Here is a 19,684-nt window from a genome sequence, read left to right on the forward strand (position 1 = left end):
CGCCACGCACGAGGAGTACACATGGAAGTCTGGCCCGGAACGGCTTACCCGCTGGGAGCCACCTTCGACGGCACCGGCACCAATTTCGCCCTGTTCAGCGAACGGGCAGAGCGGGTTGAACTCTGCCTCCTGGCCGATGACCTCACCGAGACCCGGATCGAGCTGACCGAAGTGGACGGCTATGTGTGGCACTGCTACCTGCCGCAGATCCAGCCCGGCCAGAAGTACGGCTACCGGGTGCACGGACCCTACGATCCCGCCAACGGCAACCGCTTCAACCCCAACAAGCTGCTGATGGACCCCTACGCCAAGGCCATTCAGGGCCAGATCGACTGGGATCCCGCGCTCTTCTCCTACGAGTTCGGCGACCCCGATTCGGTCAACGACGCCGACTCGGCCCCGCACACCATGCATGGCGTGGTCATCAACCCGTTCTTCGAGTGGGACGGCGACCGCCAGCTGAAGATCCCGTACCACCAGTCCGTCATCTACGAAGCCCACGTCAAGGGCCTCACCGAGCTGCACCCCGAGGTCCCCGAAGACCAGCGCGGCACGTACGCGGGTGTGGCGCACCCGGCCGTGATCGAGCACCTGAAGAAGCTCGGCGTCACCGCCATCGAGCTCATGCCCGTGCACCAGTTCGTCAACGACGGCACCCTGGTGGAGAAGGGGCTGAACAACTACTGGGGTTACAACACCATCGGCTTCTTCGCGCCGCAGAACACCTACAGCGCCACCGGCGACGTGGGGCACCAGGTCCAGGAATTCAAGGCCATGGTCCGTGACCTGCACCGCGCCGGCATCGAAGTGATCCTCGACGTCGTTTACAACCACACCGCCGAAGGCAACCACCTCGGCCCCACGCTGTCCTTCAAGGGCATCGACAACCAGGCCTACTACCGCCTCGTCGACAACGACCAGAAGCACTACATGGACTACACCGGCACGGGCAACTCGCTCAACGTCCGGCACCCGCACTCCCTGCAGCTGCTCATGGACTCCCTGCGCTACTGGGTGACCGAAATGCACGTCGACGGCTTCCGCTTCGACCTCGCCTCCACCCTGGCCCGCGAGTTCTACGACGTCGACAAGCTCTCCACCTTTTTCGAACTGATCCAGCAGGACCCGATCGTCTCCCAGGTCAAGCTGATCGCCGAACCCTGGGACGTCGGCCCCGGCGGCTACCAGGTCGGCAACTTCCCGCCGCAGTGGACCGAATGGAACGGCAAGTACCGGGACACGGTCCGCGACTTCTGGCGCGGCGAGCCGTCCACCCTGGGCGAGTTCGCGTCCCGGCTGACCGGCTCCGCCGACCTCTACGAAAGCTCGGCCCGCCGCCCGGTGGCCTCGATCAACTTCGTCACCGCCCACGACGGCTTCACCATGCGGGACCTGGTGTCCTACAACGAGAAGCACAACGACGCCAACGGTGAAGGAAACAACGACGGCGAATCGCACAACCGCTCGTGGAACTGCGGGGTGGAAGGCGATACCGACGACGAGACCGTGCTGGCCCTCCGCGCCCGGCAGCAGCGGAACTTCATCGGCACGCTGCTGCTCTCCCAGGGCGTCCCCATGCTGCTGCACGGCGACGAACTGGGCCGAACCCAGCAGGGCAACAACAACACCTACTGCCAGGACTCCGAGCTCAGCTGGATTCACTGGGAAGCCATGGACCAGCCCCTGGTGGAGTTCACCGCGTTCGTGAACAAGCTCCGGCACGACCACCCGACCTTCCGCCGCAGCCGCTTCTTCGACGGGCGCCCCGTCCGCCGCGGCGAAGGCGAGAAACTGCCGGACATTGTCTGGCTGAAGACCGACGGCACGGAAATGCTCCCGGAGGACTGGGACAGCGGCTTCGGCCGGACCATCGGCGTGTTCTACAACGGCGACGGCATCCAGGAACAGGATTCCCGCGGCCGCCGGATCACCGACGACAGCTTCCTCATGGCCTTCAACGCCCATGACGATGCCGTGGACTTCTGCATTCCCGCCGAGGAGTTCTCGCAGTACTGGGAGGTCCAGTTCGACACCGCCGCCCAGGCCGACGACTACGAACCCCTGAAGGCAGGCGCCACGCTGCAACTGCAGGCCAAGTCGATGGTGGTGCTGCGCGCCTACTCCGGTCCGGAGGAAGAGGTCGACTACTCCGCCGCCGCCTCGCTGGCATCCATGGCCGAGCAGGAGGAAGCGCAGGAGGAGATGGTGGAGGCCCAGACCAAGGCCGCGGAAGCCAGCGAGGCAAGGGCCACCGAAGCATGAGGACCCCGGTGTCCACGTACCGCCTGCAGATCCGCAGCAGCTTCACCCTGTTCGACGCCGCCGAGAAGGTCCCGTACCTCAAGGACCTCGGCGTGGACTGGGTGTACCTTTCGCCCATCCTCACCGCCGAGAAGGGCTCGGACCACGGCTACGACGTGACCGATCCTTCGGCCGTGGACCCCGACCGCGGCGGCCCCGAAGGGCTGCTGGCGCTGTCCCAGGCGGCCCGCGACCACGGCATGGGCGTCCTCGTGGACATCGTGCCCAACCACGTGGGTGTGGCCACCCCGGTCCAGAACCCCTGGTGGTGGTCCCTGCTCAAGGAGGGCCGGCAGTCGCCGTACGCTCCGGCGTTCGACGTCGACTGGGACTTCGGCGGCGGCCGGATCCGGATCCCGGTCTTGGGCCAGGACTCCGACGTCGACGCCCTCGAGATCCGCGACGGCGAGCTGCGCTACTACGACCACCGCTTCCCGCTGGCCGAAGGCAGCTACACCGACGGAGATGACCCCCGAGACGTCCATGACCGGCAGCACTACGAGCTGGTCGGCTGGCGGCGCGCTGACAACGAGCTGAACTACCGCCGCTTCTTCGCGGTCAACTCCCTCGCCGGGATCCGGGTGGAGGTGCCCGAGGTCTTCGACGAGGCGCACGAAGAGATCACCCGCTGGTTCCGCGAGGATCTCGTGGACGGCCTGCGGATCGACCACCCGGACGGCCTCGCCGATCCGGAGGGCTACCTGCGCCGGTTGCGCGAGGCCGCCGGCGGCGCCTACCTGCTGATCGAGAAAATCCTTGAGCCCGGGGAAGTGCTGCCGGGCAGCTTCGAGTGCGAGGGCACCACCGGCTATGACGCCCTGGCGGACGTGGACCGGGTGTTCATCGACCCCCAGGGCCAGCCCGGCCTGGATGCGCTGGACAGCGAACTGCGCGGCGGTGAAACCGCCGACTACGAGGAAATGATCCGGGGCACCAAGCGCCGGATCACCGACGGGATCCTGCACTCCGAGATGCTCCGGCTCGCCCGCCTCGTCCCCGCCTCCGCCGGCCTGAGTGCGGAGGCTGCGGCCGACGCGCTCTCCGAGATCATCGCCGCCTTCCCGGTGTACCGTAGCTACCTTCCCGCGGGCGGGGACGTGCTCCGCGAGGCATGCGCGCTCGCCGTCTCACGCCGGCCCGAGCTGGAGACGGCCGTGGACGCGCTGCTGCCGCTGCTGCAGCGCGCCGGCCCGGGGGAGGACGAGGAACTCGGCCGCCGGTTCCAGCAGACCTCCGGCATGGTGATGGCCAAGGGCGTCGAAGACACCGCCTTCTTCCGCTACACCCGGCTGGGGACCCTGACCGAGGTCGGCGCGGACCCCACCGAGTTCGCGCTTTCCACGGACGAGTTCCACGCCCGGATGGCCCGCCGCCAGGCCGAGCTGCCGCTGTCCATGACGACCCTGAGCACCCACGACACCAAGCGCAGCGAGGACACCCGGGCCCGGATCTCGGTGCTCGCCGAACTCGCCCCCGAGTGGACCGCGACGCTGCGCCGGCTCCAGGAACTCGCGCCGCTGCCGGACGGGCCGCTGGCCAACCTGCTGTGGCAGGCCATCGCCGGGGTCTGGCCCGCGGACAGGGAACGGCTGCAGTCCTACGCCGAAAAAGCCGCCCGCGAGGCCGGTAATTCCACTGACTGGCTCGACCCGAACGAGGACTTCGAAACGCAGCTCGCGGCCGCCGTCGACGCCGCCTTCGACAACCCTGCGGTGCGCGCCGTACTCGACGGCCTGGTGGACCTGCTGGACCCGTACGGCGCGGCCAACGCCCTCGGCGCCAAGCTCGTCCAGCTCACCATGCCGGGCGTGCCGGATGTCTACCAGGGCACCGAATTCTGGGACCGCTCGCTGACCGACCCGGACAACCGACGGCCCTTCGACTTCGACGCCCGCCGCGATGCCCTCGCGGCGCTGGATGCCGGAGAGCTGCCGGCATCGTACCGGGATGACGCGGCCAAGCTGCTGGTGACCTCCCGGGCCCTGCGGCTGCGCCGGGACCGGCCGGAACTGTTCACCGGCTACACCCCGCTCCAGGCGACCGGAGCCGCCGCCGGACACCTCGTGGCCTTCGACCGCGGCTCCGGCACGCCCGGGGCGGTCACCCTGGCCACAAGGCTGCCCCGCGGCCTGGAGCAGCGGGGAGGCTGGCAGGACACCGCCGTCGACCTTCCCGCGGCCATGACGGACCAGCTCAGCGGCCGGTCCTTCGGCCCGGGACCGGTGAAGGTCGCAGACCTGCTCCGCGACTACCCGGTGGCCCTGCTGGCACCGGCCGCCTAAAACGCACCTACGCACGAACCGACGAGGGGAACGGTAATGACTCTGCCCGCACATGGAACCGCACGCTTCGACCTCTGGGCACCGGAGGCGCAGGAGGTCACCCTGCTCGCCGACGGCCGGCAGTACCCGATGTCCCGCGCCGCGGGCCCCGGCAGCGACGGCTGGTGGAGCGCACCGGAGGCCCCGGCCTCCGGCGAGGTCGACTACGGCTACCTGGTGGACGGGGACACGACCCCGCTGCCGGATCCGCGGTCCCGCCGCCAGCCCGAGGGCGTGCACGCGCTTTCGCGCACCTTCGACCCCGCCGGGCACGCCTGGGGCGACGGGCAGTGGCAGGGCCGGGAGCTGCAGGGCGCGGTGATCTACGAACTGCACCTGGGCACCTTCACCCCCGAAGGGACGCTGGACGCCGCGATCGGTAAGCTCGGCTACCTGGCGGATCTGGGCGTCGACTTCGTCGAACTGCTGCCGGTCAACGGCTTCAACGGCACCCACAACTGGGGCTACGACGGCGTCCTCTGGTACACCGTGCACGAGGGCTACGGCGGGCCGGCCGCTTACCAGCGCTTCGTCGACGCGGCCCACCGGGCCGGGCTGGGCGTAATCCAGGACGTCGTCTACAACCACCTCGGCCCCAGCGGCAACTACCTGCCCCGGTTCGGCCCGTACCTGAAGTCCGGCGAGGGCAACACCTGGGGCGACTCGGTCAACCTCGACGGCCCCGGCTCCGACGTCGTCCGCTCCTACATCCTGGACAACGCGGCCATGTGGCTGCGCGACTACCACGTCGACGGCCTCCGGCTCGACGCCGTGCACGCCTTCAAGGACGAACGAGCCGTCCACCTGCTGGAGGACTTCGGCGCGCTCGCCGACGCCGCCGCCGCCGAAACCGGGCGCCCGGCGTCGATGATCGCCGAGTCGGACCTGAACAACCCGCGCCTGCTCTACCCGCGGGACGCCAACGGCTACGGCCTGGCCGGGCAGTGGAGCGATGACTTCCACCACGCCGTCCACGTCAACGTCAGCGGCGAGACCACCGGCTACTACAGCGACTTCGATTCCCTCGCGGCGCTGGCGAAGGTCCTGGAGAAGGGCTTCTTCCACGACGGGAGCTACTCCAGCTTCCGGGAACGGCATCACGGCCGGCCCATCAACACCGGCCTGGTCCACCCCGCCGCCCTGGTGGTCTGCAGCCAGAACCACGACCAGATCGGCAACCGGGCCACCGGGGACCGGCTCTCCCAGACCCTCGGCTACGGGCAGCTGGCGCTCGCCGCCGTCGCCACCCTGACCTCACCATTCACCCCGATGCTGTTCATGGGTGAGGAGTACGGCGCCACCACGCCGTGGCAGTTCTTCACCTCGCACCCCGAGCCGGAGCTTGGCAAGGCCACCGCGGAGGGCCGGATCAAGGAATTCGAGCGGATGGGCTGGGACCCCGCCGTCGTGCCGGACCCGCAGGACCCGGAGACGTTCACCCGCTCCAAGCTGGACTGGTCCGAAACCGCCGAGGGGGACCACGCCCGGCTGCTGGAGCTGTACCGGAACCTGATCGCGCTGCGCCGCACGACGCCGGAGCTCACCGACGGCGGGTTCGCGGACACCGCCGTCGAATTCGACGAGGCCGAGCGCTGGCTGCTGCTGCGCCGCGGCGGGGTGGAGGTGGCGATGAACTTCTCCGCCGAGCCGCGGCAGCTGCCGGTCGGAGGCACGTCGCTGCTGCTGGCCACCGAGGACGGGACCGCGCTGACGGCCGGCGGCCTTGGGCTGCCGGGCCACAGCGCCGCCATCCTTTCCCGCTGAGACCCCACCCACCAGACCAAGGCAGGACAGACCCATGACCTACATTGCAGCGGAGAACCGCTACGAGACCATGCCCTACCGCCGCGTCGGGCGCAGCGGCCTGAAGCTTCCGGCGATCTCGCTGGGCCTGTGGCACAACTTCGGCGACGACAAGCCGTTCGAGGTGCAGCGGGCCATCCTCCGCCGCGCCTTCGACCTGGGCGTGACGCACTTCGACCTCGCCAACAACTACGGCCCGCCGTACGGCAGCGCCGAAACCAACTTCGGCCGGCACTTCAAGGACGACTTCGCCCCCTACCGGGACGAGCTCATCATCTCCAGCAAGGCCGGCTACGACATGTGGCCCGGACCCTACGGCAACTGGGGTTCGCGCAAGTACCTGCTGGCCAGCCTGGACCAGTCGCTGGGCCGGATGGGCCTGGACTACGTCGACATCTTCTACAGCCACCGCCCGGACCCGGAGACGCCGCTGGAGGAAACCATGGGCGCCCTGGACCAGGCCGTGCGCTCCGGCAAGGCGCTTTACGCGGGCATCTCCTCCTACACACCGGAGCAGACCCTGGAGGCCGCCCGGATCCTCAAGGACCTCGGCACCCCGCTGCTGATCCACCAGCCCAGCTACTCCATGCTGAACCGCTGGACCGAGCAGGGCAGCCCCAGCCTGTACGAGGCGCTGGAGCAGGTCGGCGCCGGCGCCATCGCGTTTTCCCCGCTGGCGCAGGGCATGCTCACGGACCGGTACCTCAACGGCGTCCCGGACGACTCCCGGGCCGCGCAGGACAAGTCCCTGGACCAGTCCATGATCAGCCCCGAGAAGCTGGACCGCGTGCGCGGGCTGAACCGGATCGCCGAGGGCCGCGGCCAGACCCTGGCGCAGCTGGCCATCGCCTGGATCCTGCGCGACCAGCGCCGCGGCACCCCGGTCACCTCCGCCCTGGTCGGCGCGTCCAGCGTCCGCCAGTTGGAGGATTCCCTGGCCGCGGTCAACAACCTGGACTTCACCGCCGAGGAGCTTGCCGCGATCGATGAGTTCGCCGTCGACTCCGACATCAACCTCTGGGCGCAGAAATAGCCTGCGCCCGTTGATCAGCCGGCCGGCCTGAGCGGGCCGGCCGGCTGTCACAGATTCGGTACCGCGACCGGGAACAACTCCGGGCCAGGTACCGTTGACTAGAATGCAAGGGCGCCGTATTTTGCTGCGCCAGCCTGCCGCCGTCGCATCCCGTGCGTCCGCGCCGGTACGTTTGTTTGTTCTCAAAGGGAGTTCCGTGTCTTCAAATCCGATTCGTGTTGCAATCGTCGGCGTGGGTAACTGCGCCTCATCGCTGGTCCAGGGCGTCGAGTACTACCGGGACGCCGATCCCGAGGCCACGATCCCGGGTCTGATGCACGTCCAGTTCGGCAAGTACCACGTCAACGACGTGCAGTTCGTTGCCGCGTTCGACGTCGACGGCAAGAAGGTCGGGCAGGACCTGTCCGCCGCGATCCTCGCCAGCGAGAACAACACCATCAAGCTTGCCGACGTGCCCCCGACCGGCGTCACCGTCCAGCGCGGCCCGACCCTCGACGGCCTCGGCAAGTACTACCTCGAGACCATTGAGCAGGCCCCGGAAGAGCCGGTCGACGTCGTCCAGGCCCTCAAGGACGCCCAGGTCGACGTCATGGTCTGCTACCTGCCCGTCGGGTCCCAGGAAGCAGCCGAATTCTACGCACAGTGCGCGATCGACGCCGGCGTGGCCTTCGTGAACGCACTCCCGGTCTTCATCGCCGGCACCAAGGAATGGGCGGACAAGTTCACCGCCGCCGGCGTGCCGATCGTGGGCGACGACATCAAGAGCCAGATCGGCGCCACCATCACGCACCGCGTCATGGCCAAGCTCTTCGAAGACCGCGGCGTCACCCTGGACCGCACGTACCAGCTGAACGTCGGCGGCAACATGGACTTCAAGAACATGCTGGAGCGCGACCGCCTCGAGTCCAAGAAGATCTCCAAGACCCAGGCCGTGACCTCCAACGTCGAAGCGGACCTCGCCGCCAAGGATGTCCACATCGGCCCGTCCGACTACGTGCAGTGGCTCGATGACCGCAAGTGGGCCTTTGTGCGCCTCGAAGGCCGCAACTTCGGCGACGCGCCCGTGTCCCTCGAGTACAAGCTGGAGGTCTGGGACTCGCCCAACTCCGCCGGCGTGATCATCGACGCCGTCCGTGCCGCCAAGATCGGCCTGGACCGCGGCGTCGGCGGCCCGCTGCTCTCCGCGTCGAGCTACTTCATGAAGTCCCCGCCGGAGCAGTTCAACGACGACCTCGCCCGCGAAAAGGTCGAGGCCTTCATCCGCGGCGACCTGGAGCGCTAAACCCCGACGGATGCCCTATCACTTGTGGTCCCCAAACCCCCGGTTTGGCGCCCACAAGTGATAGGGCATCTGTGGTTTAACCGGCGATGAGTGCCGCGCCGACTCTGCGAACCGCGGCGCGGAAACCGCCCTGCAGGTCATCGGCGTTGAGCTTGAAATACCGCCACCCCGCGGCGATGAAGGCTTCATCGCGTCGGATGTCGCGGGACTGTTGTTCCCGGGTGAGGTGATGACCTCCGTCGTACTGCACAGCGATCCGGCGCTTCCAGTAGCCCAGGTCCGCGGCAGGGGAGTAGGGGTCGCCGGGTATGATCCGCACCTGCAGCTCCGGTTCCGGCAACCCGGCCGCGGTTAGTGCCAGACGCAGGAACGTCTCCGGCGCGGAGTCCGCACCGGTACGGATCAGGTCCGCAGCCAGCCGGGCTTTCACAATGCCCTGGAGCTTCGGGTGCCGCACGAGCATGGCCTTCAGCTGCGGAAGCGTGGCCCAGGGCTCCGTGCGGCGCTCCAGGCCGGGGCGCGGCTGGCGCACCAGCTGGTCGCCGACGGCCACGAGGTCCTCCAGCGGCACCATCCGGGCAAGGTCCAGCCACGTCCGGGCCGGCGTCGAGATCCGGATTCCCTCCCAGACCATGACCTCGTCGGCGAAAGCCAACACGGTATGGCCGACAACGCCGGCCCTACGGACCGGGGGCAGTGCTTTCGATTTGCTCAGGTGCAGTTCCCGGCACCCGGCAAACCACGACGGAAGCCACAGGCCGAGCAGGACGGCCGCGGTCAGGTGCGAGATCCACGCGCCGGGCGTCGCGGCGGAGAGGGCCCGTGCCAGACCACGAAGTTCGAACTCCCAGTCCGTGGGCAGGTAGAGACCCCGACCGGCGGTGCCGAGGTCCGCTGCCCGGAGCCGCCCCGCGCTCAGACTCGCCGCGCGCGCCTCGTAGACGGTGAAGGGCGCAGCGGCGAGGTGGCGGGGCAAAGGCGCGGGAGCGTGCATGCCCACCATTCTCGGCAGAACCGCCCAGGGCTGCAGAAAGTATCCACAGGCCGCGCTTGCGACATCAGTTGTGGGCCCCACAGCCCCCGAATGGCAGCTGTAAGTGATAGGGCAACGCGGTCTAGAAGAGGCCGACGGGTTTGCCGTCCGGGCCGACGTCCATCCGCATCGCCGCCGGGACCTTGGGCAGGCCCGGCATGGTCATCACCGCGCCGGTGAGTGCCACGATGAAGCCCGCCCCGGTCTTGGGAATCAGGTCGCGGACGTGCACGGTGAAACCCTTCGGCGCGCCGAGCTTGGTGGCGTCGTCGCTGAAGGAATACTGCGTCTTGGCCATGCACACCGGCATCGACGACCAGCCGTTCTTCTCGATCTCCGCCAGCCGCTTGAGCGCCGGGACGGAGAACTCGACGCCGTCGGCCCCGTAGATTTCCTGGGCGATGGTGCGGATCTTGTCCTCCACAGGCATCTCCAGCGGATACAGGTGCCGGAAATCGTGCGGGGCTTCGATCGCCGCGGCCACCTTCGCGGCGAGTTCGTCCCCGCCGTCGCCGCCCCCGCCGCGGCCCCAGACGTCGGCGACGGCGGCCTGGACGCCCTCCGCGGCGCACCAGTCCAGCAGCCAGTCGAGTTCTTCCTCAGTGTCGGTGCCGAACTTGTTGACCGCCACCACCGGCATGATGCCGAACTTCTCCACGTTGCGCACATGCCGCTGCAGGTTCGCCGCGCCGGCGGCCAGCGCTTCGAGGTTCGGCTCCCGGAGCTGGTCCTTGGGAACGCCGCCGTGCATCTTGAGCGCGCGGATGGTCGCCACGACGACGACGGCGGACGGGGCCACGCCGCCCGTGCGCGCCTTGATGTCCATGTACTTCTCGGCACCGAGGTCGGCGCCGAAGCCGGCCTCCGTGATCACGACGTCGGCGAGGCTGCGGGCCGTCTGAGTGGCGATCAGCGAGTTGCAGCCGTGGGCGATGTTCGCGAAGGGCCCGCCGTGCACCAGGGCGGGCGTGCCGGCGATGGTCTGCACAAGGTTGGGCTTGATCGCGTCCTTGAGCAGCATGGTCAGGGCGCCCTCGACGCCGAGGTCGGCAACGGTCACGGGCTCCCGGTCGTAGGTGTAGCCGAAGGTGATCCGCCCCAGCCGCGCGCGCAGGTCATCCAGGCCGGTGGCCAGGCAGAACACGGCCATGATCTCGGAGGCGACGGTGATGTCGAAGCCGTCCTGCCGCGGCACGCCCTGGGTGGGTCCGCCAAGGCCGATCACGACCTCGCGCAGGGACCGGTCGTTCATGTCCAGCACGCGCTTGAACGTCATCCGCCGCGGGTCGATGTTCAGGGCGTTGCCCTGGTAGATGTGGTTGTCCACGAGGGCCATCAGGGCGTTGTTCGCCGAGGTGATGGCGTGGAAGTCGCCGGTGAAGTGCAGGTTGATCTCGTCCATCGGCAGCACCTGCGAGTAGCCGCCGCCGGTCGCGCCGCCCTTCATCCCCAGGATGGGCCCCAGGGAGGGCTCACGCAGGGCGATCATGACCCGGTGCCCGGCCCGCGCCAGCGAGTCCGCGAGCCCGACCGTGGTGGTGGACTTGCCTTCCCCGGCCGGCGTGGGGGACATGGCCGAGACCAGGACCACCTTCCCCGGGGCGCGCAGCCCGTCCCGCTTCAGCTTGGCCGGGTCGATCTTGGCCTTGTAGCGACCGAAGAGCTCCAGCGCCCCGGGGTTGATCCCGGCCGCGACCGCAATGTCCTCGATCGGCCGCATGGTGGCCTGCTGGGCAATCTCGAGGTCGCTGGGCACCGGCGCCGCGGCCGGCCTCCCGCCGTCGGTCGCGGGGGCTTCGGTGGTGTTCTCAGACATCGTTGTCCTTCGGCTCGTGGCTTCGTCGCCGCCCGGCCGTGGTGCCGGCCGGGCGTCGGGGTGTCCTGCGGTTCAGGGCGTGTGGCCCGCCGGAACGCTCCGGGTTCCAAGGTACTGGACCAGGGCGGCCTGGTAACTCTCCAGCGTGATCGCGGCGGTGCGCTGCCAGCCGAAATCCTGCGCATGCACGGACGCCGCGCGGCCCATGTCCTCACGGGTGGCGGGGTCGTCGTGCAGGGCCTCCAGCGCATCCGCCCAGTCCGCGGCCTTGTGCCCCTCCACCAGCAGGCCGGTGCGGCCGTCGAAGATCGCCCGGGACAGCCCGCCCACCTTGGTGGCGACCACCGGGGTCCCGCAGGCCTGGGCTTCCAGGGCCACCAGGCCGAAGGATTCGCTATAGGAGGGCATCACGACGACGTCGGCCGAGCGGTACCAGCCCGCCAGCTTGGGCGCGCTGACCGGCGGATGGTGCGTGACGACGTCGTCCATCCCGGCGGCGCTGATCAGCGCCTTCAGGTCGAAGTCCTTCGCCCCGCTGACCGCCCCCAGAATGGTCAGCTGCAGGTCGATGTCCGGGCGGCGGGCGCGCAGCAGCGCGGCGGCCTTGATCAGGATCTGCGGACCCTTCAGCCGCTGAATCCGGCCCGCGAACAGCAGGTGGTAGCGCCCGGGCGGGACGCCGTGCTGGCTGCGGGCCCGGCCACGGAACGCCGGGGTGAACACGGACAGGTCCACCCCCGGCGGCGCGACGTCGATCCGGTCCGGGTCGGCGTCGTAGTGCGACACCAGTTCCGCGGCCTCCGCCCCGGTGTTCGCGATCAGCCGGGTGGCGCCGTCGACGATCCGGTGTTCGCCCTCCTCGCGGCGGCGGGGCTCAGGCTGCTCGCCGGACTCCAGCAGCAGGTTCTTGACCTTGGCCATAGTGTGCATGGTGTGCAACAGCGGGACACCCCACAGCTCGGACAGCTCCAGCCCGGCGATCCCGGAGACCCAGTAATGCGAGTGGATGACGTCATAGCGGCCGTGCGGCTGGAGCTGCCTGATCCGGTCGATTTCGGCCACCATGCTGTGCAGCAGCGCGGGCAGCTCCTCCTTGGGAACTTTCCGCGCCGGCCCCGCGAAAACGTTGTGGACGCAGACACCGGGGGAGGGGTGCTCGACGGCGGGCTGGTCCAGTGAGGTGGCGCGCGTGAAGATCTCCACCTCGACGCCGGTCTCGGCCAGGGCGGCCGCGAGGGCGCGGATGTACACGTTCATCCCGCCGGCATCCCCGGACCCGGGCTGCTCCATCGGCGAGGTGTGCAGGGAGAGCAGGGCGACCCGGCGGACCAGCGGCATCATCGTCCTTCCCTTCATGCGACGTGGATTCGGTAAAACACTACTCCTGAACGGCGCGCCGGGACGCGGCCGGGCCCCGGGAAGCGGACGGCCCCGGGAAGCGACGGACCCAAGACAAACGCGGCCGGGGCTAATAGGCTGTGCGTCTGAGGACCGAGCGAGGGGAACCAGATGCCCGGGAACGGATATCCGCCTGTGCAGGACCGGCCGCGCTTCACCGGCCCGCGACGCCGGTTGCCCGGCTGGGTGCTGGCCGTGCTGCTGCTGGGAGTACCGGTGCTGGTCATCGCCGGGTGCACGCTCACCCGCGGCACCGGCGGCCCGCCGGAAGCCGCCAAGGCGGACGGGTTCATCACTGCGGAGGGCCGGGGGCTGGTGCTCGACGGCGCGCCCGTCCGGCTGCAGGCGGTCAACTTCTCCAACTTCTACCACCGGAACCTCAACGGGGCCGAGCTCCTGACCTCCCAGCACCATGCCAAGGAAGACTTCGCCCGCGCGAAGGACCTCGGCTTCAACAGCGTCCGGTTCGCCTTCGACGGGGACTGGTACGTCGATTCCCCGGACATCTTCTGGCAGTGGCTGGACCGCAACGTGGCCTGGGCGCGGGACCACGGGATGCGCCTGATCCTGGACCTGCACACCCCGATCGGCGGGTTCTGGCTGGACCCGACCAGCGACGCCGTTAGTTTTGACCTCTGGTCCGACCCGAAGCTGCAACAGCAGAACGCCGACCTTTGGCGCGCCGTCGCGGCCCGGTACAAGGACGAACCGGCTATCGCCGCCTACGACCTGCTCAACGAGCCGGTGACGACCGACGCGACGGGCGAGCAGTGGAAACGGCTGGCCCAGCAACTGGTCGCCGCGGTGCGCGCGGAAGACCCGAACCACCTGTTGGTCGTGGGCGGGATCTACGGCGTCAACGGCAGGTACGGTGCCGCCGGCATCGACCCGCACTTCCTGGTCAATGACGAAAACGTCGTGTACGACTTCCACTTCTACGAACCGATCAAATACACCCACCAGTACGCATCCTGGGTCGAAGGCCCGATCCAGGACGGTGGCAGCTACCCCGATCCGGACACACTCCTCCCGACCGGGGAACGAGTCCTGCTCCCGGAAAGCCGCATTGCCACCAAGCCGCTGCCGGCCGGGACGACCGGGTGGGCGGCGTACGACAGCGGGATCGTCGCGATCGAGGACCCGAAAGCCGTCGCGGCGATGCCCCTGGTCACGGCGCAGGGCGGGGTACGCGGAACGGCCTCCTTCGACGCCATTACCGTCACCGAATACGGGCCCGACGGCGCCGAACTGCGGCAGCTCGTCAACGACCGGCTCGATCGGGACGGCACCCTGGACTGGCACGAATGGTCGTACGGGGCAGGTGCCGGGTCCGGGCCGAAGTTCGCCCGGGAAAAGTCCGGCCACCGGGACAACGGCAGCCTGTCCATCAGCAACGCCGTCGACGCCGGAACGATCGCCGGGTGGAGCAACGACGGCCACCTCTTCAAGGTCGTTCCCGGCAACAAGTACCGCATCCAGGGCCACATGCGCGGCCAGGGAATCGCCGCCACCGGAAGTTCCGCCCCGGCGGCCGCCCTCCAGATCGATGTGTATGCCCAGTCACCCGGAGCGGCCGGCGGCGGTTTCCTCACCCGCGGCAAGGACTATCTGGCCCACGAGCTGGGAAAGCGGCTGAAGTTCGGCGCCGACAACAACGTGCCCATGTCGGTCATGGAGTTCGGCCTGGTCCGGCAGGCCTTCGAAATGGAGGGCAAGGGCGGCGGCCAGTGGGTCACCGACATGCTGGGACTCCTGAAGGAGAACGACCTCAGCTTCGCGTACTGGGAGTACCACGGAAACCAGATGGGCCTCTACCTCAGCGGCACGGGCAAACCCGGCGAACCCAACACGGCGCTCCACGAAGCGCTCGCCGGCGGACTGCGCTGAACTTCCTGGTCACAGTTTCTGAGCCCAGAGCCGCGGCAGTTCCGGGAAGGCTGCCTCGTAACCGGTGAGCAGCCGGGCCGCGAGCTCCTCCGAACCCACCAGCGGGTGGCGGGCAAAGGCGGCCAGGGCAGCCTCGCGCCGGGCCCCGGTCGCCAGCACGGACCCCGTGCCGTCGGGGGCGGCAGCGGCCGCGCCGCCGTCGGCCGTGGCCCGGACGACGAGCCGTTCAACCTCCTTGACCCGCCGCATCAGCCCCAGCTGCGCCGGTGCCGGGCGCTCCTGTTGGATTGGCGCCACGCCGCCGGTGTCCACCCGGCAGGGGACCTCGACGACGGCGTCCACCGGCAGCCCCGGGACCGCCGCCACCGGCACACCGCCCGGGCCGGGCACCGCGTTGGGCGTGTTCAGGACAAGGTCGGCGGCGCCGCCGCCGGACAGGGCGCGCATCACCGCCAGCGCCACCCGCTCGTAGCCGCCACCGGCCAGGTCCGCTTCATCCCGCTGTTCACCCGCGCCGCGGGCCTCCGCCAGGTAGCCTTCCTCGCGGGACCGCCGGGCGGCATCCCAGAGCCGGTAGGCATCCGCGCCGGCGGCCGCGAGCCGGGGATAGAGCTCGGACTGCTGCCGGTGGATCGATTCGCCCCGGGTCTGCCCCGCAGCCTGCATGGCGGCGAGGGCACGGTCCGTTTCGTAGTAGTAATACAGGTACTCGTTCGGCAGGCAGCCCAGGCGTGCCAAAAAGGGCTGCGCGAAGAGGCGGCCCTCCTCGAACCCCGCCAGAGCTCCGGCGTCGGCCAGCAGGCCCGGGAGCACGTCCCGGCCGCCGGACTCCAGCCGGTAGAGCCAGCCGAGGTGGTTCAGCCCGTAGTAACCCACGCCGTCGAGCCGGCCGTTGGGCAGGACGACGCCGGCGGCGGCCGCCGCCCGCTGCACCAGCCCGCCGGCGGAGTCACAGACGCCCACCACGCGCCGGCCCAGCACCGGGAGCAGGGCCTCGGTCACCATCCCGGCCGGATTCGTGAAGTTGACCAGCCAGGCGTCCGGGCAGTGCTGCGCCATCGCGCGGGCCAGCGAAAGCATGGGCGGAATGCTGCGCAGGGCGTAGGAGATCCCGCCCGCGCCGGTGGTCTCCTGGCCCAGCACCCCAAGTTGCTGCGCGATACGCTCGTCAGCGGTCCGGCCGGCAGTGCCCCCGGGCCGGATTGCGGCGAAGACCATGTCCGTCCCGGCGAGGGCCGCGGGCAGCGAGGTTGTGGTCCGGACGGCCGGGGCGCCGGACGCCGAAGGACCACCCGCCGGGCCCGGCGCGGCGGCGAGCACGGCCTCGACGGCGGCGAGCCGGCCCGCGTCGACGTCGTACAGCACCAGCTCCCGTACCAACCCGTCGAAGGGCCCGGAAGTGAGCGCCCGGTACAGCAGCGGCACCCGGAACCCGCCGCCGCCGGCAATCATGAGCCGCATGCCAGCAGTCTATTCCGCACCGCCGCCGGGGATCACGGAGGGCTTCTTCCGCCGGCATCAACGGCGGCGTAATGTGCCTGTATGGACGCGATTCCAGCGCCGCGCTTCGACCCGCTCGCCGCCGTCCGGGCCCCCGCGGCGGCGGGGTTCGACCTGCTCCTGACCGGCACGGTGTTCCAGGACATCATCTTCACCGGGTTGCCGCACTCGCCGTTGCCCGGCACCGAAATCTGGAGCGAAGGGATGGGCAGCTGCCCCGGCGGGGTGGCGAACCAGGCCATCGCGGCGGCCCGGCTGGGACTCCGGACCGGTCTCGCCGCCGCGTTCGGCGATGACGGCTACGGCGACTACAACTGGAAGATCCTGGACCGCCAGGAGCACGTGGACCTGTCGCTCTCACGCCGGGTCCCGGGCTGGCACTCGCCGGTCACCGTCTCGCTCAGCGTCGAAAAGGACCGGTCCATGGTGACCCACGGCCACCCGGCGCCCGTCACCTCCACCGAGCTGATCGGCTGCCCGCCGGCCGCGCTCGCCGCCGTCGCGGAACTGGGCGAGGAGCTCGAGCCGTGGGCCCTGGACGCGCACCGTGCCGGGGTTCGCCTCTTCGGCGACGTCGGCTGGGACCCCACCGGGGCGTGGGCGCAGGCCCGGCTGGATAACCTGCGGTATTTCCACGCCTTTATGCCCAATCAGCAGGAGGCGATGGCGTTCACCGGCAAGGACAACCCCTGGGCGGCGCTCTATGCGCTCGCTGACCGGGTCCCGGTGGCTGTGGTGACCCTGGGTCCGCAGGGGGCCATGGCCGTGGACTCCGAGACCGGCGAGGAGGAATGGGTGCCGTCGCTGCCGGTCCAGGCCTTCGACCCGACCGGGGCGGGGGACTGCTTCGGGGCCGCGTTCATCGTCGGGTGCCTGGCCGGCTGGCCGCTCGGGGACCGGCTGCGGTTCGCGAACCTTTGCGCCGCCCTGGCCGTGCAGCAGGTCGGCGGCTCCCTCGCCGCACCGGGCTGGGGCGACCTGGCCGACTGGTGGCAGCGCGCCAACGCCCGGAAGGAACGGCAGGGCAGCCAGTGGCTCCGGCGGTACCGGTTCCTCGAAGACATCGTGCGCGACGTGCCGCCGGAGGCCCAGCGGCGGGCGACGGCGACCATCGCCCACCTCTCCGACGCCTAAACCGCAGCGGGCCGCCGGGTGGGGGCGCGGCTGGGTGAGGGCGCGGGTGGGCCCGCGGGCTGACGGACATGTCCCGTGGCGCGGCTGAGGAGCGGGCATGATCCGTTATGCCCAGCCGCAGCTGCGAGGGATGGGCATGTCCGTCCGGGTGGGCTGCGGGTGGGTCCGGCGGCCTGACGGACATGTCCCGTGGCTGGGCCGGGGAACGGGCATGATCCGTTATGCCCAGCCGCAGTTGCCGAGAATGGGCATGTCCGCCGGAGGGGGCCGGGGCGGAAATTCAGCGCGCCTGCCACCCACCCGTAGAATCGTTGGGTGATATACCCAGCAGCAACAGGTGATTTCCGGCCGGTGGCGGAAGTCCGACCGGACCACGTCGAGGAGCGCTCGGCGATTATTGACCTTGAGGCGATCCGGCACAACGTCCGGCACCTGGCCAAGGTCGCGTCGCCGGCCAAGGTCATGGCCGTGGTCAAAGCCGACGCGTACGGCCATGGTGCCGTGCCCGTCGCCCGGGCCGCGCTCAGCGCCGGGGCCAGCTGGTTGGGCGTGGCCCACATCTCGGAGGCCCTGGCCCTGCGCGCCGCCGGCATTGACGCGCCGCTGCTGGCCTGGCTGCACACTCCCGAGAGCAACTTCGCTGCCGCCGTCGCCGCCGGAATCGACATCGGCTGCTCCGGCTGGGAGCTGGGCCGGATCGTGGCCGCCGCCCGGGAACAGGAGCGCCCGGCCCGGATCCACCTCAAGGTCGACACGGGCCTTGGCCGCAACGGCGCCACCCTCGAATCGTGGGACACGCTCCTGGGCGAGGCCATGGAGTACCAGGACCAGGGCCTGCTGCGCGTCGTCGGGATCTTCTCCCACCTGGCCGTCGCCGACGAGCCCCACCGGCCGGAAACGGACCAGCAGCTCGAAGCCTTCCGCGACGTCCTGGCCATGGCGCAGGACGCCGGCGTCGACCCCGAGGTCCGCCACCTCGCCAACACCCCGGCGACGCTCTCCCGACCGGATACGCACTTCGACCTGGTCCGGGTCGGCCTCGGCATCTACGGACTCTCGCCCTTCGAGGAACAGCGTGCCGCGGAGGTCGGCCTGCGCCCGGCGATGACGGTGCGCGCCGTCGTCTCAAACTGCAAGGACGTGCCGGCCGGGCAGGGCGTGTCCTACGGGCTCAATTACCGCACCGCCCAAAGCAGCACCCTGGGGCTGGTCCCGCTCGGCTACGCCGACGGCGTGCCCCGGGTCGCCACCGGCGGCCCGGTGCGGGTGGACGGCGTGGACTACCCCGTGGTGGGGCGCATCGCGATGGACCAGATGGTGATCGACCTCGGCCCGCTGCATGTTTCCGACGGCGGACGCAGCCTGCTCGGCGCCGAAGCGGTGTTGTTCGGCGACGGCGCCGACGGCGGCCCCACCGCCGAGGACTGGGCCCGCGCGGCCGGCACCAACAACTACGAGATTGTCACGCGCATCAGCCCCCGGGTTCCGCGCCGCTACATCAACGAGGAACCGGCATCCGACGGCGGGAGCGCACAGTGAGCGCTCCGGTGTGGGAGCGGACCCTCGACGTCGGGACCGCGGAGCAGACGCACGCGCTCGGGGCGGCACTGGGCGCCGAACTGGAGGCCGGCGACCTGCTGGTCCTCAGCGGCGAGCTGGGCGCCGGGAAGACGACGTTCACCCAGGGGCTCGGCGAGGGCCTGGGCGTCCGCCCCGGGATCATCTCGCCCACCTTCGTGCTGGTCCGGATCCACCCCAACCTCCCCGACGGACCCCGCCCCGGCGGCCCGGACCTGGTCCACGTCGACGCATACCGGCTGGGCTCCGCCGCCGAGATTGACGACATCGACCTGGAAAACACCATGGACACCTCCGTGACGGTGGTCGAATGGGGCCGCGACCGGGTGGAACATCTGAGCGAGAGCCGGCTTGAGATTGAGCTGCACCGCCGGCTCGGCGGCGCCGCCCCGCAGGCCACCACTTCGCAGCCCACAGCGCAGCCCGGCGCCGCGGAGCCCGGCGGCGCGTCCGAACCGGCAGGGCTCGACTTCGATACCGACGACGCCGACGAACCCCGAACCGTGGTTTTCCGCGGCTTCGGCCCCCGCTGGGCCGGGCCGCCGGCAGCCCTGGGCCGTTTCGCCGCCCCCGCCGCAACCCCGGAAACGGACTGAAG

13 protein-coding genes are annotated in these 19,684 nt (G+C 70.0%); 9 read left to right on the plus strand and 4 right to left on the minus strand.

Annotated features, from left to right (window positions below; translation table 11 throughout):
• Positions 1–21 precede the first annotated feature (21 nt).
• The 5 genes from glgX (at position 22) to ACTWLI_RS10015 (ending at position 8,740) form a co-directional block, all read left to right on the plus strand.
• A complete protein-coding gene (gene glgX, locus ACTWLI_RS09995; protein ID WP_445153720.1) occupies positions 22–2,262 on the plus strand; it encodes a glycogen debranching protein GlgX in 2,241 nt (746 codons plus the stop codon).
• Positions 2,259–4,583, plus strand: coding sequence for a malto-oligosyltrehalose synthase (treY, locus tag ACTWLI_RS10000; RefSeq protein ID WP_445153721.1), 2,325 nt, complete (start codon positions 2,259–2,261; stop codon positions 4,581–4,583). Before glgX ends, treY begins: the two co-directional genes overlap by 4 nt.
• A 36-nt stretch (positions 4,584–4,619) precedes the next feature.
• Complete coding sequence (gene treZ / locus ACTWLI_RS10005) at positions 4,620–6,386, plus strand: malto-oligosyltrehalose trehalohydrolase (protein WP_445153722.1); 1,767 nt, start codon at positions 4,620–4,622, stop codon at positions 6,384–6,386.
• 34 nt (positions 6,387–6,420) lie between these two features.
• Positions 6,421–7,458, plus strand: a complete 1,038-nt coding sequence (gene mgrA / locus ACTWLI_RS10010; RefSeq protein ID WP_445153723.1) for an L-glyceraldehyde 3-phosphate reductase — start codon at positions 6,421–6,423, stop codon at positions 7,456–7,458.
• A 196-nt stretch (positions 7,459–7,654) separates the two neighbouring features.
• Entirely contained in the window at positions 7,655–8,740 is a 1,086-nt protein-coding gene (locus ACTWLI_RS10015) for an inositol-3-phosphate synthase (protein ID WP_056737854.1), read from the plus strand.
• 76 nt (positions 8,741–8,816) lie between these two features.
• Here the strand turns inward: ACTWLI_RS10015 and ACTWLI_RS10020 are convergent, their stop codons facing one another.
• The 3 genes from ACTWLI_RS10020 to mshA all read right to left on the minus strand — a co-directional run bounded on the left by ACTWLI_RS10020 (position 8,817) and on the right by mshA (position 12,927).
• On the minus strand, positions 8,817–9,734 hold the full coding sequence (locus ACTWLI_RS10020) for a hypothetical protein (protein WP_445153724.1): 918 nt from the start codon (positions 9,732–9,734) through the stop codon (positions 8,817–8,819).
• 121 nt (positions 9,735–9,855) lie between these two features.
• A complete protein-coding gene (locus tag ACTWLI_RS10025; RefSeq protein WP_445153725.1) occupies positions 9,856–11,589 on the minus strand; it encodes a formate--tetrahydrofolate ligase in 1,734 nt (577 codons plus the stop codon).
• Between the two features lie 72 nt (positions 11,590–11,661).
• Entirely contained in the window at positions 11,662–12,927 is a 1,266-nt protein-coding gene (gene mshA / locus ACTWLI_RS10030) for a D-inositol-3-phosphate glycosyltransferase (RefSeq protein ID WP_445156157.1), read from the minus strand.
• A 171-nt stretch (positions 12,928–13,098) separates the two neighbouring features.
• On the opposite strand from mshA, the gene ACTWLI_RS10035 reads away from it, so the two are divergent.
• Entirely contained in the window at positions 13,099–14,874 is a 1,776-nt protein-coding gene (locus ACTWLI_RS10035; RefSeq protein ID WP_445153726.1) for a glycoside hydrolase family 5 protein, read from the plus strand.
• A gap of 9 nt (positions 14,875–14,883) precedes the next feature.
• Here the strand turns inward: ACTWLI_RS10035 and ACTWLI_RS10040 are convergent, their stop codons facing one another.
• The gene (locus ACTWLI_RS10040; protein WP_445153727.1) at positions 14,884–16,335 is read right to left on the minus strand and encodes a family 4 glycosyl hydrolase; all 1,452 of its coding nucleotides are present in this window, start codon (positions 16,333–16,335) and stop codon (positions 14,884–14,886) included.
• A gap of 81 nt (positions 16,336–16,416) precedes the next feature.
• Between ACTWLI_RS10040 and ACTWLI_RS10045 the strand changes: the two genes are divergently transcribed.
• The 3 genes from ACTWLI_RS10045 (at position 16,417) to tsaE (ending at position 19,682) form a co-directional block, all read left to right on the plus strand.
• A complete protein-coding gene (locus tag ACTWLI_RS10045; RefSeq protein ID WP_445153728.1) occupies positions 16,417–17,508 on the plus strand; it encodes a carbohydrate kinase family protein in 1,092 nt (363 codons plus the stop codon).
• A 315-nt stretch (positions 17,509–17,823) separates the two neighbouring features.
• Positions 17,824–19,047, plus strand: coding sequence for an alanine racemase (gene alr, locus ACTWLI_RS10050; protein WP_445153729.1), 1,224 nt, complete (start codon positions 17,824–17,826; stop codon positions 19,045–19,047).
• Positions 19,044–19,682: a tRNA (adenosine(37)-N6)-threonylcarbamoyltransferase complex ATPase subunit type 1 TsaE gene (gene tsaE, locus ACTWLI_RS10055; protein ID WP_445153730.1), complete on the plus strand. Its 639-nt coding sequence runs from the start codon at positions 19,044–19,046 to the stop codon at positions 19,680–19,682. The genes alr and tsaE overlap by 4 nt, the downstream gene beginning before the upstream one ends.
• Positions 19,683–19,684: the final 2 nt, after the last annotated feature.

This window comes from Arthrobacter sp. Hor0625 (assembly GCF_052567525.1).

Excerpts from the sequence above, each read along its gene's own strand:
- mshA (WP_445156157.1), bottom strand. The coding sequence starts at position 12,927 with ATGCCGCTGGTCCGCCGGGTCGCCCTGCTCTCCCTGCACACCTCGCCG.
- ACTWLI_RS10045 (WP_445153728.1), top strand. The coding sequence starts at position 16,417 with ATGGACGCGATTCCAGCGCCGCGCTTCGACCCGCTCGCCGCCGTCCGG.
- ACTWLI_RS10020 (WP_445153724.1), bottom strand. The coding sequence starts at position 9,734 with ATGCACGCTCCCGCGCCTTTGCCCCGCCACCTCGCCGCTGCGCCCTTC.
- mgrA (WP_445153723.1), top strand. The coding sequence starts at position 6,421 with ATGACCTACATTGCAGCGGAGAACCGCTACGAGACCATGCCCTACCGC.
- treY (WP_445153721.1), top strand. The coding sequence starts at position 2,259 with ATGAGGACCCCGGTGTCCACGTACCGCCTGCAGATCCGCAGCAGCTTC.
- ACTWLI_RS10040 (WP_445153727.1), bottom strand. The coding sequence starts at position 16,335 with ATGCGGCTCATGATTGCCGGCGGCGGCGGGTTCCGGGTGCCGCTGCTG.
- treZ (WP_445153722.1), top strand. The coding sequence starts at position 4,620 with ATGACTCTGCCCGCACATGGAACCGCACGCTTCGACCTCTGGGCACCG.
- ACTWLI_RS10035 (WP_445153726.1), top strand. The coding sequence starts at position 13,099 with ATGCCCGGGAACGGATATCCGCCTGTGCAGGACCGGCCGCGCTTCACC.
- glgX (WP_445153720.1), top strand. The coding sequence starts at position 22 with ATGGAAGTCTGGCCCGGAACGGCTTACCCGCTGGGAGCCACCTTCGAC.
- ACTWLI_RS10025 (WP_445153725.1), bottom strand. The coding sequence starts at position 11,589 with ATGTCTGAGAACACCACCGAAGCCCCCGCGACCGACGGCGGGAGGCCG.